Genomic DNA, 14508 nt, shown 5'->3' with positions numbered 1-14508 from the left:
GGTCCTACGTCCGGCCAGGACCACTCCCCTGAGGAGTAAATATCACTCAGAACATAGTAGCTAGCTTCACCAACTCTCTCTCTGTCCTGAGTTCATATTCGATCTCGCCAATTATGATTCTTAGCGCAGTCTCCTTGTGGAAACTATAAAGCCTCGGAAACCATTCCGGAAATCCGTTCATTTCAAGAAGGGCGTACCGTGTTGCCCGATCCGCATCCTTCGAATTTACTGCTTCAATCCAGCGGGGGTTTTCTTGAGATTCGATAGCCAGCCCCGAAAGGCCAAATATCACCTTATTAGGTGTTTCGTGAGGCTTGGCTCCCTCCGAGCGAAGGGTGGGTTGATAGTGTCTCCAATAGCGAATCGCGCTATCTCGATAAGCAGTCGCCACCTCCACGCCAAAGGTCGGTATGAGTTCGCGCCACCGGCTGTCCGCCCACTTGTTCGAGCTTTGCCCTGTCTCGCGCAACCTTTCGTGTAGGTACCATTGAATACGCGAGAGATCATCCGGATTTGGCAACTGTGAGTTTCGAAGCAGGTCGACATGCGCTATCACAAATTCTGTATCGCGCTGGAGTTGGTCGGATTGCCTTTTTGCGCGGGCAGCGTTCTTTCGTTGGTATTTTGCGAATTGACGCGTTTGTTGCTTGTATTGCGGCGATGGTGCTGAAAGATATCTCAGCATTTCTTTCAATTCGGGGTCGGAAGAGCCGACCTCAGTAAGACGATCAATCCAATCTTTGGGCTTGTCGTTCTGGGCATAAATCGCAAAGGCCAAAGTCAAAGATACGAGCCTATCGTCGCGATCGGCTCGTGCTTCGATCCAGCTAAATACACGGTCGAAGTCGTCGGCCACGAAGCGCCAGAGGGCGCCAAACATTTGAGCCTGCCGGTAATTGATGAGTCGCTCGCTAGGGGTCTTGTGGCTCAACATTTGCCGCCTAACTGAAACGTCGTGCCAAAAGGAGGCGTCGTTCAATTCGCGCCAATCTGAGATCGCGCGCTCAAGTCCTTCCTTCATTTCTTCGAAATGGTGATTCCAGTTCGCGGAGGCGCTAATCTTGTGAATTATGTCAAGGCTGCATGCGCTGAGTGCCTGAGGGCTGCGTTCGGCGGCTAACCTCTCAACCGCGTGAATGGCCGCCTTAATTGTCCAAGAATACTTCTGAGATATTTCGCAATCAAAGCGCTCAACGACAGGCGGACGGGTGAGAAGATCGTTTAGACGCTCGATCACATCAGGCAATAGAGATGTTCCCGTGCCCTCGATAAGAGTTGTGAAATCATCTTCAAGCCTATCGAATGACGATGCTTTCCGACCATCAATTTTTTCGATGAGGCCCAAGGCAGCAGTGATAACATCGCGTGATGACTGTAGGCCGCTGAGTAATTCGCAAGCCAATGCGCGTGGTAGAGGGGGCGGCTCATTCGCAATCTCAGTCAACAATCCGAACTGGTCGTCCGGAGTGCCGATATCGCGCAACGCGCGGACTGCTGCTACCCTTGAATATAAGGTGGTGGTCCTGGAAGTTGCAATCTGCTTAGCCTCTGGCAGAAGCGAGGTTAGGTGGCCCAATTGCACTACACGCATAAGGAGCCGCACGACCTCTTCCACGTCGCTGTAGCGAGCGAGGAGAGAGCGGACATGCTCGGCAATGTCGACCTGGACAAACCGCTGTATCGCCGCATATTCAGTAGCGGAGTTAGTGATCTTGTTACTAGAAATCTTGCCGCATATATCAGTAAGAATTTCTATGCGAAGAGCCAGCGGTAGTGCACTTGGATCGCCACCCTCGAAGAAGATTTCTGGGGAGATTGAGCGCAGTCGCTGCCTGATTCGTTCATCAAAGATCGCAAGCCACGGAAGGATTGGTCTCAGCGTTGGGACGATGACTTCGAGGTTGTATTGGACGCGGATAATCAGGGATTCTATCGCTCGCCGAGATGAAGGCCTTTCCAATAGCTGTTGTAACCAACTGGCCGCGAGATATTCACGGACCGAGCGATGATAGAAGCGGACTGATCCGTAAATTGCGTCGTCGAAAATAGGGCGTGAAAGGAGCGTTGCAATCTCAGCATCTGACCATGTGGGGAGCACCAATCGTGGATCGATGCCCTTAGAGGTCTCCGCGCCGTCTGGTACGCGTATCGTTGGATTCTGTGCTAGCGTTGTTGCAGCAGCCAACAGCGTTACCCCCTCTCGCGCCTTAGCGTCCGGTAGAGGGTACATTTCCGCTCGTTGTTGATCGCGTTCTATGAGACGGCGATCAATATTGTTCCGGACCATTTCAAGGCGGGTGCCGATCCGGCCCTTGTCTATCCAATAGGCAATAAGCTCATCGAGGTCTTGAGGGCGGGTAGTCGAAGGCCAAGCGTCGTGTCGGTCGATCTCCTTAACAAAGGTCGTGACATCGCGCAGCCCGCGTTCCGTAGCGAACGTGGTTACTTGTTGAGGAGATAGATCGTCCAGTCCGACGACTAAGAGTGCATTGGATGCGTCGTCGCTGGTCTGCTCACTGCCGACGGCTCCGCTGATGCCTACATTTTCATGACGCTGAACATCGAATTGCTCGTTCTCTGCAGTATCAGTAGATACTGTTCTGGGGAGCGGAAAGCCCAGTAGGCGCTGGCATAATTGAAGATCTGTCTTGGGGCGCCACGCATGGGTTCGTGCTGTCAGGATAATGTTGACGCGAGATTTCGCGTTCTCGATGAGCTTTCCAATCTTTCGTATGGCTCTCTCGAAATCCTTAGGGCTCCGAAGCCTTGCCTCATCAACGGAGTCGAGCAAAAGCCAACCATGGGTCGTGGAAGAGAGCCAAGTGAGAAAATCGTCCGATGTGCCCTCTTCAAACGCGATGTCAAAGTCATCAGGTACTAATTCAAGGCGGAGGAAGAATGCAGCCTTCCCATCTGAACGAAGCCGCCTTGCAGTTTGGCGTATTTCTTCGGTCTTGCCCGATCCTGCTTCGGACAATATTGCCACGCGCGGCCTTGATAGTAATTCGCTCCAGTCGAGTTGTTGCCGGAAATGCGGCGAACTAGTCAGCTCAGTGTCATCTGTCGTATCGGCGTTGTGCAATAGCTCGTGGAATGTGCGACGTAGTTCCACGAACTGACCGCGTTGAGCGCTAGAGATCACAATCGGGTCCTTTTTGGTATTCTAGGCGCACAGACGATCCCAACCGGAGCAACTTCTAGTTCTGCGAGATATCTAATTTGGGCTGATTTGCGATAGGAGTCGTCGCACCTGAGATTGCGGGTCTTCGATACCTCCCACCACGACTCGAACAGGCCCGTGATTGTCTGTCGAGGGGTGGCGGGGGGGGCATCGCATCAATCGGAGGAAACCTCTTGGCGTTAGGGTCGTCGCTATAATCGTTCTCACTGAAACGTCGTATCTGCCAGCCGGCATCAAGCGACGCTTGTGCGACAAGCTGCAAGAACTTCCGCCGAAGCTCTGGCGCTAAATTTATCTGGTGCGTGATCAACACCCAGTCAGCCAACAGGCCGAAGCGATCCTCAAGCCCGTCGTGTTGGCCTGGAGGAAGAGCGTCAACTGCGGCCGTCAAATCGCCCGTGCCGAGCATATCGACGGCAACAGTGGCATCTTCCGTGTTGAGTAATGCGGGCGGTGGAGTGGCTATCCGGCCTTGCATGACGGCGCGATGCAGCGCCTTGTGGTAGCGAACATGGATCGTTTCGCCAGGATTCTCGTAATGAGCTTTGACGTAAAGCCGGTACACTTCGCCGGCGTAAGCGTTCAGGGCTCGATGAGATAGATGGACGGGCTCGGTTCTCGTAAGTGCGATCAATCTGTTCAGATGCCGGAGGGCATCAAGCTCCCGAGCCTTCGCAACATATGTGTCCTTGGTCCTGTAAGAGAACTGAATCTCTTTGCCGATTTTCGCCACCGCAATGAACGGCGGTCCGGCTGTCTCGGAGAGGTAGAACAAGACCTTCTTGCCTCGCAGTGCAGGAAGAACGTCTCGATCGATGGCGACACGAAATTGAGGGATAGACGAGCCAGCTCGTTTGGCCATTTTGAACCGCAGTGAAACCATAGTTGCGTGACACTTTTGCGTGACACCCAAGCCATGAAATTCAACAAAATCAACAGTATCAGGGGGATGGCTGGTGCTGCCGGACAGGATTGAACTGTCGACCTCTCCCTTACCAAGGGAGTGCTCTACCACTGAGCTACGGCAGCATCGACCGGGCGGGGAATCAGCCAGTGGGGCTCCCGCGCGGCGCGGCCGTTCCTTGCCACAGGGCATCCGCCGGCGCAAGCGGATCGCGCCGGATGCCGGGGAAAAACCGGCCATGAGGTTCGCGAATTGGTCGCAGCATCCGAGCCGCTCGCCGGCTGGCGGGCTCTAGCCCTCGCCAACCAGGGTCAGCGGACCGGATCGCCGCGCTTGATCTGCACGAGCTGAGGCCCGATGCGGCGGCCGATTTCCTCGCCGAGCGCCGACAGCGCTCGCAACGGGCGGATCAGGACCTCGAATTCGGCGATTTCGCCGTCGTCGTTGAAGTGCATCAGGTCGATGCCCTTGAGATCCCAGCTGTCGATCGCGGCGCTGAATTCCAGTGCGACCTCCTGTGAACCGCCAACGTAGGTGCGATGGTAGCGAAACCCTTGAAAAATGCTGGAGACGGTGCACAGAACCAGCAGGCAGGCGGCGCGGCCAACGATCGGCGACCGCACCACCGGGGAATGCAGCACGACCGTTTCGGCGAGCAGCGGCCGCATCCGGTCGCAGTCCCGGCTGACGAACACGTCGTGCCAGACCGCCAGCGTGCGCTGCGCAGCCGGGGCGATCCCCGAAACCTCGATTGTCATGGCTGTCTCACTCGCGGCAACATGCCGAAGCCATTATGTCGAACAATGGAACCGAGAGTTCAGCAGTATTCACCATGGCCGATATGCAGAATTCGCCCCCGCGAGGCTCTGGTCGCGAGCAGCGGCTGGCCGAGGCGCTGCGCGCCAATCTGAAGCGCCGCAAAGCGCAGGCCCGCGGCCGCGCCGAGCCGGAGCCCGCACGCCCTGTCGCGATCGTGCAAGACACGCCGGATACCGGCGGTCATGATACCGCCAGCCAGCGCGGTGATGCTGGCGGCGACTGACAACCGGCGCGACCAAGCGAAGAGGCAGAGGCATGGCGGATTCCAGTTCTGAGAACGACCGGCCGGATGCCTCTCAGGTCAGGCCGGTCGATCGCCACGATCAGACCTTTCCGGAGCTGACACCGGCCGAGATCGATCGCATCCGGCGGTTCGGTGAGGTGCGGCGCTATGCCGACGGCGCGCGGCTGTTCGAGACCGGCCAGCCCGGTCCGGGGATGTTCGTGGTGCTGTCCGGCCATGTCGCGGTCAGCCAGCGCGACGGCCTCGGCCACATCACCCCGGTGGCCGAGCAGGGGCCCGGGCAGTTCCTGGCCGAGATCGGCCAGCTGTCCGGCCGCGTCGCGCTGGTGGACGGCATCGCCGAGGGTGAGGTCGAATGTCTTTTGATCCCGCCGGATCGGCTGCGCGGTCTTCTCGTTGCCGAGGCAGATCTCGGCGAGCGGATCATGCGGGCGCTGATCCTGCGCCGGGTCAATCTGATCCAGGGCGGCGTCGGCGGCCCGGTGCTGATCGGCTCTGCCAATGCGTCGGACGCGGTGCGGCTGATGGGCTTCCTCACCCGCAACGGCTGGCCGCATCATCTGCTCGATCCTGCGAACGATCACGACGCCGCCGAGCTGGTGGCGCGCTATTCGCCGGCGCCGCGCGATCTTCCGCTGGTGGTGACGCCGGACGGTACGGTGCTGCGCAACCCCAGCGAGGCCGAGCTGGCGCGGGCGATGGGGATGAACGGCCACATCGATCGCTCCAAGCTGTACGACGTTGCGATCGTCGGCTCGGGGCCGGCAGGGTTGTCGACCGCGGTGTACGCCGCTTCCGAGGGGCTGGCCGTCGCGGTGTGCGATCAGCGCGCGTTCGGGGGCCAGGCCGGCGCCAGCGCGCGGATCGAAAACTATCTCGGTTTCCCGACCGGCATTTCCGGCATGGCGCTGACCGCGCGCGCCTACAATCAGGCGCAGAAATTCGGCGCCGATATCATGATCCCGACCGAGGTGAAGTCGCTGGTCTGCGGCTGCAATGACGGCACCTTCAAGCTGGCGCTCGACGACGGCGGCGAGCTGCGCGCCCGAGCCATCGTGGTCGCCAGCGGTGCACGCTATCGCCGGCCGCAGATCGAGCGGCTGCCCGAGTTCGAAGGCCGCGGCGTGTACTACTGGGCTTCGCCGATCGAGGCGCGGCTGTGCAAGCAGCAGGACGTGATCCTGGTCGGGGGCGGCAATTCGGCCGGGCAGGCCGCGGTGTTTCTGTCCGGCCACGCCGCGCGCGTGCACATGGTGGTTCGCGGCGGCGGGCTTGCCGCCAGCATGTCGCGCTATCTGATCGAGCGGATCGAATCGACGCCGAACATCGAGCTGGTATTCAACACCGAGGTGGTGGCGCTCGATGGTTCCCCCGAAACCGGCCTGAGGCAGGCGACACTGCGCAGCCGGCTCTCCGGCGAGGACCGTACTATGGCGGTCAGCAATCTGTTTCTGTTCGTCGGCGCCGATCCGGCGACCGGCTGGCTCGACGGCTGCGGCGTGACGCTGGATCGCGCCGGCTTCGTCGTCACCGGCGGGCCGTTGGCGGATGAAGGCCAGCGGCCGGCGCAGGCGCTGGAGACTTCGGTGCCCGGCGTGTTCGCGGTCGGCGACGTCCGTTCCGGCTCAGTCAAGCGGGTGGGCGGCGCGATCGGCGAGGGCGCCCAGGTGGTCGCCGCGCTGCACAGCTATCTGGCCGGTTGATCCCACCAACGAAAAGAGCCCCGGCCGAAGCCAGGGCTCTGAAGTAATCCGGTCCGCCTGAGCGGTTAGCGGCCGGCGTTGCCGCTGATCGTGCCGTTGTTGTTGCCGCGCGGGCCGGTGTCGCCTTGGGTCGAGGACGGGGTGGGATGATTGGCGCCGTTCATGCCCTTGCCGCCCATGCCGGTTGTGGTGCCGGGGGCCATCGTGGCGGTGTGCGGGGCGCCGTTGCCGACGTTCTGCGAGCCCATCGCGTTGCCGCGGGAATCGGTCTGGCTCTGCGCAGCCGCGGCCATCGTGGTCGCCAGCAGCGCGGCGGCAGCAACACCAGTCAATCGAGTCAGTCGGGATGTCATAGAACCTCCATCGGGTGAATGGTGCGATTGCACCGACTGGCTCACCAACCGCGGCCTAGCGACGTCGTTCCGGCGCGCACGACGGAATGCGGTCACATCGGCAAAACTCGTGGTATCAAAACGTGATGCGGGGCGGCGGCCGAAGCTTGCGCTGCTATCACGGTGCTGCGAACCATTCGCCGAGCAGGAACGACAAAGCCGAAGCTCGGTTGGTGCGGCAGATCACGGAGGATCAAGGAATGCTATCGAAATTGAAGAGTGGCGCGACGCCGCGCACAGCCGCCCTCGCGTTCGCCGCCGTCCTTGCCGGTGCCGGTCTGTTCTCGGCGGCAACCCCGGCTGAAGCGCGCGACTATCCCTACTGCCTGACCTCGCCCGGCTACGGCTATCCGGGCGACTGCAATTACGCCTCGTATGGGCAGTGCCGGGCCGCTGCCTCGGGCCGGCTGGCCGATTGCATCGTCAACCCGCGGGCTGCGTTCCGCGAGCCGCGCCACCGCGACTACCGGACCTACGGCCAGCGCTGGTAAGGCGGATTTCGGCCCCTCGTCGACAAAGCCGGCAGGCCGCTCAGGGCCTGCCGCGACCGCCCCGCCCTTGAAATCGCCTCAAATTCCACGCTTTTGCCACGGGCGGCGCTCCTGCCGTATAATTCCACAGCAAATCAGCGGGAATCGGCATGGATCGGATCAAGATCATCGGCGGCAACGAGTTGCGGGGCACTATCCCGATTTCGGGGGCCAAGAACGCGGCGCTGCCCCTGATGATCGCGGCCCTGCTCACCGACGAGACCCTGATCCTCGACAATGTGCCGCGGCTCGCCGACGTCGCGCTGCTGCAGCGGATCCTCGGCAACCATGGGCTCGACATCATGGCGGCGGGCAAGCGCCCGGGCGATCATGAATATCAGGGCCAGACCCTGCACATCTCCGCCAAGACCATCGTCGACACCACCGCGCCCTATGATCTGGTGTCGAAGATGCGCGCCAGCTTCTGGGTGATCGCGCCGCTGGTGGCGCGGATGCATGAAGCAAAGGTGTCGCTGCCGGGCGGCTGTGCGATCGGCACCCGGCCGGTCGACCTGTTGATCATGGCGTTGGAAAAGCTCGGCGCCGAGATCACGATCGACGGCGGCTACGTCATCGCCAAGGCGCCGGGCGGCCTCAAAGGCGCGACCATCACGTTTCCCAAGGTCACGGTCAGCGGCACCCATGTGGCGGTGATGGCGGCGGCGCTCGCCAAGGGCACCACCATCATCGACAACGCCGCCTGCGAGCCGGAGATCGTCGACGTCGCCGACTGCCTCAACAAGATGGGCGCCAAGATCACCGGCGCCGGCACGCCGCGCATCACCATAGAGGGCGTCGCCAAGCTGCACGGCGCACGCCACACCGTGCTGCCGGACCGGATCGAGACCGGCACCTATGCGATGGCGGTGGCGATGGCCGGCGGCGAGGTCCAGCTCTCCGGTGCCCGTCCCGAGCTGCTGCAGGCGGCGCTCGACGTGCTGAGCCAGGCTGGCGCCACCATCACGGTCAACAACGACGGCATCAAGGTTTCGCGCAACGGCGCCGGCATCAGCCCGGTGACCGTCACCACCGCGCCGTTCCCGGGCTTCCCGACCGATCTGCAGGCGCAGCTGATGGCGCTGATGACCCGCGCCAAGGGCGCCTCGCACATCACCGAGACGATCTTCGAAAACCGTTTCATGCACGTCCAGGAGCTGGCGCGGTTCGGCGCCAAGATCTCGCTCGACGGCGAGACCGCGACCATCGACGGCGTTGATCGGCTGCGCGGCGCACCGGTGATGGCGACCGACCTGCGTGCCTCGGTGTCGCTGGTGATCGCGGCGCTCGCCGCCGAAGGCGAGACCATGGTCAACCGCATCTATCATCTCGACCGCGGTTTCGAACGGCTCGAAGAGAAGCTGTCGGCCTGCGGCGCGAATATCGAGCGCATCAGCGGCTGACGCCGCGAAGGGGCCGGCCGTGGGCGATCTCAAGCTGCTTGCCTTCGATCCCGACGATCTTGCGGTGATCTCCGCGCATGTGCAGGACGCCCGGGTCGAGATCGGCGATATCGTCTGGCGCCAGGCCGAGAAGCGCCTGGTGATCGGCCTCCACCGGCTCGACTGGGAGCAGACGCTGTCGGGCGAACCGGTCCCCGGCCGCTTGATCGCGGCGCTGCGGTTCGAGCGCGTGCTGGCCTGCAAGTCGCGCGCGATCGACATGAACGCCAAGGATGAGGCGCTCGAATTGATCGGCCTCGAATTTTACATCGCGCCGGAGCCGCCCGGCGGCAGCGTGGTGCTGATGTTCTCCCGCGGCGGCATGCTGCGCCTCGACGTCGAATGCCTCGAATGCGCCCTGACCGATCTCGGTCCGGACGCGCTCGGCGTCGGCGATGGCGAGGCTCCGCCGGAAAACCTCGGTGGACTCGGCTGAGTGCGCTGCAGGGTCGCTCCGCGGTGTCCGCCAAACCCCGCAGGTTATGAGGGTTGACGGCGGTAAGGCGCCGCGCCATTGAGCAGAGGCCGCCCCGCCGCAGCCGCCTGCCGGATCAATCGACATGCCCCTTCGTCTCGATAACGCCAGTCCCGATTTTGCTTCCAAATTCAAAGCCTTCCTGGCGATGAAGCGGGAGGTCGCGGCGGATATCGAGGCCGCCACCCGCGCCATCGTCGACGATGTGGCGCATCGCGGCGACGCTGCCCTGCTCGAGGCGACCGAGAAGTTCGACCGGCTGACGCTGGATGCCGCCGGCATGCGGATCAGCGAGGACGAGGTCGAAGCCGCCGTGAAGGCGTGCGATTCCGAGACGGTCGACGCGCTGAAGCTGGCGCGTGACCGCATCGAGTTCTTCCATCGCCGGCAGCTGCCGAAGGACGATCGCTTCACCGATCCGCTCGGTGTCGAGCTCGGCTGGCGCTGGAGCCCGATCGAAGCGGTCGGCCTGTACGTGCCCGGCGGCACCGCGGCCTATCCGTCGTCGGTGCTGATGAATGCGATTCCGGCTAAGGTTGCCGGGGTGGAGCGTGTGGTGATGGTGGTGCCGTCGCCCGGCGGCACGCTCAATCCGCTGGTGCTGGCTGCGGCGAAGCTCGGCGGTGCGACCGAGATCTACCGCATCGGCGGCGCCCAGGCGGTGGCCGCGCTGGCCTATGGCACCGCGACGATTCAGCCGGTTGCCAAGATCGTCGGCCCCGGCAACGCCTATGTGGCCGCTGCCAAGCGCCTGGTGTTCGGCCGCGTCGGCATCGACATGATCGCCGGCCCGTCGGAAGTCGTCGTGGTCGCCGACAAGACCGCCAATCCGGATTGGATCGCGGCCGATCTGCTGGCGCAGGCCGAGCACGACGCCAATGCGCAATCGATTCTGATTACCGATAGCGCGGTGCTCGCCGCCGACGTCGAACGCGCGGTCGCGGCGCAGCTCAACACGCTGTCGCGGGTCAAGATCGCGCGCGCCTCGTGGGACGAGTTCGGCGCCATCATCAAGGTCGCCAAGCTCGACGACGCGATCCCGCTCGCCAACGCGATTGCGGCCGAGCATCTCGAGATCATGACCGCCGATCCGGAAGCGTTCGCCGCCAAGGTTCGCAACGCCGGCGCGATCTTCCTCGGCGGCCATACGCCGGAAGCGATCGGCGATTATGTCGGCGGCTCCAATCACGTACTGCCGACCGCGCGCTCGGCGCGGTTCTCGTCGGGCCTCGGCGTGCTCGACTTCATGAAGCGCACCTCGATCCTGAAGTGCGGCCCCGAACAGCTCGCCGCGCTCGGCCCGGCCGCGATGGCGCTCGGCAAGGCCGAAGGATTGGACGCGCATGCGCGATCGGTGGGACTGCGTCTGAATCAGCGATGAGCAATCCGGAACCAGACGATTCCAACAATCGCATCGTCGCGGTGACGCTCGACGAGGAATCGATCGGGCGCTCGGGACCGGACATCGAGCACGAGCGCGCCATCGCGATTTACGACCTGGTCGAAAAGAACCTGTTCGCGCCCGAGGGCGCGGGTGAGGGGCCGTTCACGCTGCACATCGGCATCACCGGCAACCGGCTGATGTTCGACATCCGCCGCGAGGATGGTGCGCCGGTGATCACCCATCTGCTGTCGCTGACGCCGTTCCGCCGCATCGTGAAGGACTACTTCATGATCTGCGACAGCTACTATCAGGCGATCCGCACCGCCACGCCCGACAAGATCGAAGCCATCGACATGGGCCGCCGCGGCATCCACGACGAAGGCTCGCGCACGCTGCAGGAGCGGCTGGCCGGCAAGGTCCGTATCGATTTCGAGACCGCGCGGCGGCTGTTCACGCTGATTTCCGTGCTGCACTGGAAGGGCTGATGATGCACGGCGCGCGCGGGGCAACCTGGCGTGGGCCGAGCGGCGGCGGACGATGGTGATGACACCGCCGTCGCGGACCGGCCTGCCGCACGCGGTGCTGTTCGCCTGCGGCATGAACAGCGTGCGCTCGCCGATGGCCGAAGCGATGCTGCGCGGCATCGCGCCGCGCACGATGTATGTGCGCTCCGCCGGCGTGAAGACTCACGAGCTCGATCCATTCGCCGTGGCGGTGATGGCCGAGCGCGGTCTCGACATCTCCAAGCACAAGCCGACCACTCTCGAAGAGCTCGACGATTACGAGGGGCTGAACTTCGACCTGATCGTCACGCTGTCGCCGGAGGCGCACCACAAGGCGCTGGAGTTGACCCGTGCCCACGCGGTCGACGTCGAATACTGGCCGACCTACGATCCCACCGGCACCGAAGGCAACCGCGAACAGAAGCTCGCCGCCTACCGCGAAGTCGCCGACTCCCTGATGCAACGCATCTACAAACGCTTCGGCCGCCACAGCGGCGGGAACGAGTAGTTGTGAGCCGGTGATCTGTTCCGGTCAAACATTACCCTGTTTCGCGCTGCGCATTGAGTAGTCTCACCTCTTCACGTCTGTCATCCGCCGCGCGCCGCCAGGCGCGACCCCGGAATCCCGAGCTTGTGGATCACGGCCCCCCTGCACATCGAGCTTTCGGGTTCGCTCGCTGCGCGAGCGCCCCGGAATGACGTTCCGCGCGGGGGGAAGGGCGCAAGCATGCAAAGAGAAGCGCGCCCACTTCGCAGACTGCGGCTCCGTGCTTTGGCCGCTCGCTCGGTATCTGCTATCCATCAAGCGCTAGTACACGATCGGAAATCGCAATGATCACGCGTCTCGCTGTCTCGGGCTATCGATCGCTGCGTGATGTTCGGCTGTCGCTCGGGCCGCTGAATGTCGTCACCGGCGCCAACGGCACCGGCAAGTCGAGCCTGTATCGCGCGTTGCGGCTGCTCGCCGAGATCGCGCAGGGGCGGGTGATTCAATCGCTGGCCGCCGAGGGCGGCTTGCCGTCGACGCTGTGGGCCGGGCCCGAGACGCTGTCGCGCACGATGAAACGCGGCGTTCATCCGGTGCAGGGGACGACGCGCAGCACCCGCATTGCAATCAAGCTCGGGTTCTCTGGCCCGGATTACGGCTACGCGATTGATCTCGGCCTGCCGCCGCCGCCGGATGGGCCGCACGCGTCGAGGTTCACGCGCGATCCGGAGATCAAGGTCGAGAGCGTGTGGACCGGCGAACTGCTCGGCCGCGCCAACGCGTTTGCCGAACGGCGCGGTCCGTTCGTGCGGGTGCGCGATGACGGCGGCCAGTGGCGCGAGGTGTATCGGTCGCTGAGCCCCGCCGACAGCATGATGACTCACGGCGCCGATCCGCGCGAGGCGCTCGAGCTGTTGCTGCTGCGCGATCGGATGCGAGACTGGCGATTCTACGATCAGCTGCGTACCGATCGCGATGCGCCGGCGCGGCGGCCGCAGATCGGCACCCGCACGCCGGTGCTCGGCGGCGACGGTGCCGATCTGGCGGCAGCGATCCAGACCATCCTGGAGATCGGCGATCACGAGGCGCTTGCGGCCACTATCGACGATGCCTTTCCGCGTGCGCGGCTGGAGGTGTCCGAGGCCGATGGTTATTTCGAACTGGCGATGGCGCAGCACGGCCTGCTGCGTCCGCTGAAAGCCGCGGAATTGTCGGACGGCACGCTGCGCTATTTGCTGCTGGTCGCCGCGCTGCTGTCGCCGCGGCCGCCCGAGCTGATGATCCTCAACGAGCCTGAGGCCAGCCTGCACCCGGATCTGCTCGCGCCGCTGGCCCGGTTGATCGCCGCAGCCGCGACACGCTCGCAGATCGTTGTGGTGTCGCATGCCGACGGGCTGGTCTCGGCGCTGCGCCGCGAGGCCGACAGCCGCGAGATCGTGCTCGAGAAAGAGCTGAGCGAGACGCTGGTCCGCGATGGTGAGCGTCCATCCTGGAACTGGCCGGCGCGTTGACTGTCCTGCTCTGTGCCCGGCGCCTGTTGTCCCGGCACTCGCCTTCCGATAGGTTCCGCGCTCTCTCCCGCCACCCCGTCGAATCAAAAGTTCCGCATGCTCGGCCGCCCCAAACTCGTTCTCGCCTCCGGCTCGCCGCGACGGCTCGCGCTGCTCAACCAGGCCGGCATCGAGCCCGATGCGCTGCGGCCGGCGGACGTTGACGAAACGCCGATCCGCGGCGAGCTGCCGCGCGCCTGCGCCAACCGGCTGGCCCGCGCCAAGGCTGAGGCGGCGCTGCAGTCGATCCAGCTCGACGACGATCTGCGCGGCTCGTATCTGCTCGCCGCCGACACAGTGGTGGCGGTCGGCCGCCGCATCCTGCCGAAGGCCGAGCTGACCGACGAAGCCTCGCAGTGCCTGCGGCTGCTGTCGGGGCGTAATCACCGCGTCTATACCGCCGTCTGCCTGGTCACGCCCAAGGAGGCGTTCCGGCAACGTCTGGTCGAGACCCGGGTGCGGTTCAAGCGGCTGTCCGAAGAGGACATCGTCGGCTATGTCGGCTCCGGCGAATGGCGCGGCAAGGCCGGCGGCTATGCGGTGCAGGGCATCGCCGGCTCGTTCGTGGTCAAGCTGGTCGGCTCCTACACCAACGTGGTCGGGCTGCCGCTGTATGAGACCATTTCGCTGCTCGGCGGCGAGGGCTTCCCGATCCGCCATGGCTGGCTCAATGCCGGCTGATCCGGTCGAGCGGCCCGCACGCGGCGCCAAGCCCTGCCCGGTGTGCGGCAAGCTGGCGACCGCCGAATCGCACCCGTTCTGCAGCGAGCGCTGCCGCGACGTCGACCTCAATCGCTGGCTGTCCGGCTCCTATGCCATTCCCGGCCGGCCCGCCGACGACGAAGAGGATTGAGCCGGAATTCCGGGCGGCGGCTGTGCGACGATCCGGTGAATTTT

At 63.6% G+C, this 14508-nt stretch carries 15 protein-coding genes and 1 tRNA gene; 11 read left to right on the top strand and 5 right to left on the bottom strand.

Translation table 11 applies throughout. The annotated features are described in order from the left end of the window. Positions 1 to 46: 46 nt before the first annotated feature. The 4 genes from RPPS3_RS22895 to RPPS3_RS22880 all read right to left on the bottom strand — a co-directional run bounded on the left by RPPS3_RS22895 (position 47) and on the right by RPPS3_RS22880 (position 4843). Positions 47 to 3142 (bottom strand): hypothetical protein, encoded by a 3096-nt coding sequence (locus tag RPPS3_RS22895; protein ID WP_159060707.1) that lies wholly within the window; start codon positions 3140 to 3142, stop codon positions 47 to 49. Positions 3143 to 3197: 55 nt separating this feature from the next. Continuing rightward, positions 3198 to 4043 carry a hypothetical protein gene (locus RPPS3_RS22890; RefSeq protein WP_159060706.1) on the bottom strand — a complete coding sequence of 282 codons (846 nt, stop codon included), beginning with the start codon at positions 4041 to 4043 and terminating at the stop codon, positions 3198 to 3200. Between the two features lie 92 nt (positions 4044 to 4135). Beyond that, positions 4136 to 4210: transfer RNA gene (locus RPPS3_RS22885), tRNA-Thr, on the bottom strand. Between the two features lie 186 nt (positions 4211 to 4396). Further along, entirely contained in the window at positions 4397 to 4843 is a 447-nt protein-coding gene (locus RPPS3_RS22880) for a nuclear transport factor 2 family protein (protein WP_107346093.1), read from the bottom strand. A 74-nt stretch (positions 4844 to 4917) separates the two neighbouring features. On the opposite strand from RPPS3_RS22880, the gene RPPS3_RS22875 reads away from it, so the two are divergent. Together RPPS3_RS22875 and RPPS3_RS22870 are read left to right on the top strand one after the other, a co-directional pair. Then, complete coding sequence (locus RPPS3_RS22875) at positions 4918 to 5127, top strand: hypothetical protein (RefSeq protein WP_107346092.1); 210 nt, start codon at positions 4918 to 4920, stop codon at positions 5125 to 5127. A 32-nt stretch (positions 5128 to 5159) separates the two neighbouring features. Then, complete coding sequence (locus RPPS3_RS22870) at positions 5160 to 6851, top strand: FAD-dependent oxidoreductase (RefSeq protein ID WP_107346091.1); 1692 nt, start codon at positions 5160 to 5162, stop codon at positions 6849 to 6851. Positions 6852 to 6916: 65 nt separating this feature from the next. Here RPPS3_RS22870 and RPPS3_RS22865 read toward each other — a convergent pair whose 3' ends face one another. Then, complete coding sequence (locus tag RPPS3_RS22865) at positions 6917 to 7204, bottom strand: hypothetical protein (protein ID WP_107346090.1); 288 nt, start codon at positions 7202 to 7204, stop codon at positions 6917 to 6919. 239 nt (positions 7205 to 7443) lie between these two features. On the opposite strand from RPPS3_RS22865, the gene RPPS3_RS22860 reads away from it, so the two are divergent. The 9 genes from RPPS3_RS22860 to yacG all read left to right on the top strand — a co-directional run bounded on the left by RPPS3_RS22860 (position 7444) and on the right by yacG (position 14464). Further along, positions 7444 to 7734 carry a DUF3551 domain-containing protein gene (locus tag RPPS3_RS22860; protein WP_107346744.1) on the top strand — a complete coding sequence of 97 codons (291 nt, stop codon included), beginning with the start codon at positions 7444 to 7446 and terminating at the stop codon, positions 7732 to 7734. A gap of 149 nt (positions 7735 to 7883) precedes the next feature. After that, a complete protein-coding gene (gene murA / locus RPPS3_RS22855) occupies positions 7884 to 9173 on the top strand; it encodes a UDP-N-acetylglucosamine 1-carboxyvinyltransferase (RefSeq protein ID WP_107346089.1) in 1290 nt (429 codons plus the stop codon). A 19-nt stretch (positions 9174 to 9192) separates the two neighbouring features. Next, a complete protein-coding gene (locus RPPS3_RS22850) occupies positions 9193 to 9648 on the top strand; it encodes a DUF2948 family protein (protein ID WP_107346088.1) in 456 nt (151 codons plus the stop codon). Positions 9649 to 9772: 124 nt separating this feature from the next. Next, positions 9773 to 11068 carry a histidinol dehydrogenase gene (hisD, locus tag RPPS3_RS22845; protein WP_107346087.1) on the top strand — a complete coding sequence of 432 codons (1296 nt, stop codon included), beginning with the start codon at positions 9773 to 9775 and terminating at the stop codon, positions 11066 to 11068. Further along, a complete protein-coding gene (locus RPPS3_RS22840) occupies positions 11065 to 11556 on the top strand; it encodes a UPF0262 family protein (protein WP_011160062.1) in 492 nt (163 codons plus the stop codon). The genes hisD and RPPS3_RS22840 overlap by 4 nt, the downstream gene beginning before the upstream one ends. Before the next feature lie 58 nt (positions 11557 to 11614). Beyond that, complete coding sequence (locus RPPS3_RS22835; RefSeq protein ID WP_107346743.1) at positions 11615 to 12082, top strand: low molecular weight phosphatase family protein; 468 nt, start codon at positions 11615 to 11617, stop codon at positions 12080 to 12082. A 323-nt stretch (positions 12083 to 12405) separates the two neighbouring features. Next, positions 12406 to 13572 (top strand): AAA family ATPase, encoded by a 1167-nt coding sequence (locus tag RPPS3_RS22830; protein WP_107346086.1) that lies wholly within the window; start codon positions 12406 to 12408, stop codon positions 13570 to 13572. A 96-nt stretch (positions 13573 to 13668) separates the two neighbouring features. Further along, positions 13669 to 14292: a Maf-like protein gene (locus tag RPPS3_RS22825; RefSeq protein ID WP_107346085.1), complete on the top strand. Its 624-nt coding sequence runs from the start codon at positions 13669 to 13671 to the stop codon at positions 14290 to 14292. Next, on the top strand, positions 14282 to 14464 hold the full coding sequence (gene yacG / locus RPPS3_RS22820) for a DNA gyrase inhibitor YacG (RefSeq protein WP_199852171.1): 183 nt from the start codon (positions 14282 to 14284) through the stop codon (positions 14462 to 14464). The genes RPPS3_RS22825 and yacG overlap by 11 nt, the downstream gene beginning before the upstream one ends. Positions 14465 to 14508: the final 44 nt, after the last annotated feature.

The organism is Rhodopseudomonas palustris, assembly GCF_003031265.1.
In the GTDB taxonomy this organism is placed as follows: domain Bacteria; phylum Pseudomonadota; class Alphaproteobacteria; order Rhizobiales; family Xanthobacteraceae; genus Rhodopseudomonas; species Rhodopseudomonas palustris_H.
The sequence above is the reverse complement of the archived record's forward strand: the minus strand, read 5'-3'. Positions and strand labels throughout refer to the sequence as shown.

Coding starts and splice junctions, on each gene's coding strand:
- RPPS3_RS22890 (WP_159060706.1), bottom strand. CDS start 4,043: ATGGCCAAACGAGCTGGCTCGTCTATCCCTCAATTTCGTGTCGCCATC.
- RPPS3_RS22880 (WP_107346093.1), bottom strand. CDS start 4,843: ATGACAATCGAGGTTTCGGGGATCGCCCCGGCTGCGCAGCGCACGCTG.
- RPPS3_RS22875 (WP_107346092.1), top strand. CDS start 4,918: ATGGCCGATATGCAGAATTCGCCCCCGCGAGGCTCTGGTCGCGAGCAG.
- RPPS3_RS22870 (WP_107346091.1), top strand. CDS start 5,160: ATGGCGGATTCCAGTTCTGAGAACGACCGGCCGGATGCCTCTCAGGTC.
- RPPS3_RS22865 (WP_107346090.1), bottom strand. CDS start 7,204: ATGACATCCCGACTGACTCGATTGACTGGTGTTGCTGCCGCCGCGCTG.
- RPPS3_RS22860 (WP_107346744.1), top strand. CDS start 7,444: ATGCTATCGAAATTGAAGAGTGGCGCGACGCCGCGCACAGCCGCCCTC.
- murA (WP_107346089.1), top strand. CDS start 7,884: ATGGATCGGATCAAGATCATCGGCGGCAACGAGTTGCGGGGCACTATC.
- hisD (WP_107346087.1), top strand. CDS start 9,773: ATGCCCCTTCGTCTCGATAACGCCAGTCCCGATTTTGCTTCCAAATTC.
- RPPS3_RS22840 (WP_011160062.1), top strand. CDS start 11,065: ATGAGCAATCCGGAACCAGACGATTCCAACAATCGCATCGTCGCGGTG.
- RPPS3_RS22835 (WP_107346743.1), top strand. CDS start 11,615: ATGACACCGCCGTCGCGGACCGGCCTGCCGCACGCGGTGCTGTTCGCC.
- RPPS3_RS22830 (WP_107346086.1), top strand. CDS start 12,406: ATGATCACGCGTCTCGCTGTCTCGGGCTATCGATCGCTGCGTGATGTT.
- RPPS3_RS22825 (WP_107346085.1), top strand. CDS start 13,669: ATGCTCGGCCGCCCCAAACTCGTTCTCGCCTCCGGCTCGCCGCGACGG.
- yacG (WP_199852171.1), top strand. CDS start 14,282: ATGCCGGCTGATCCGGTCGAGCGGCCCGCACGCGGCGCCAAGCCCTGC.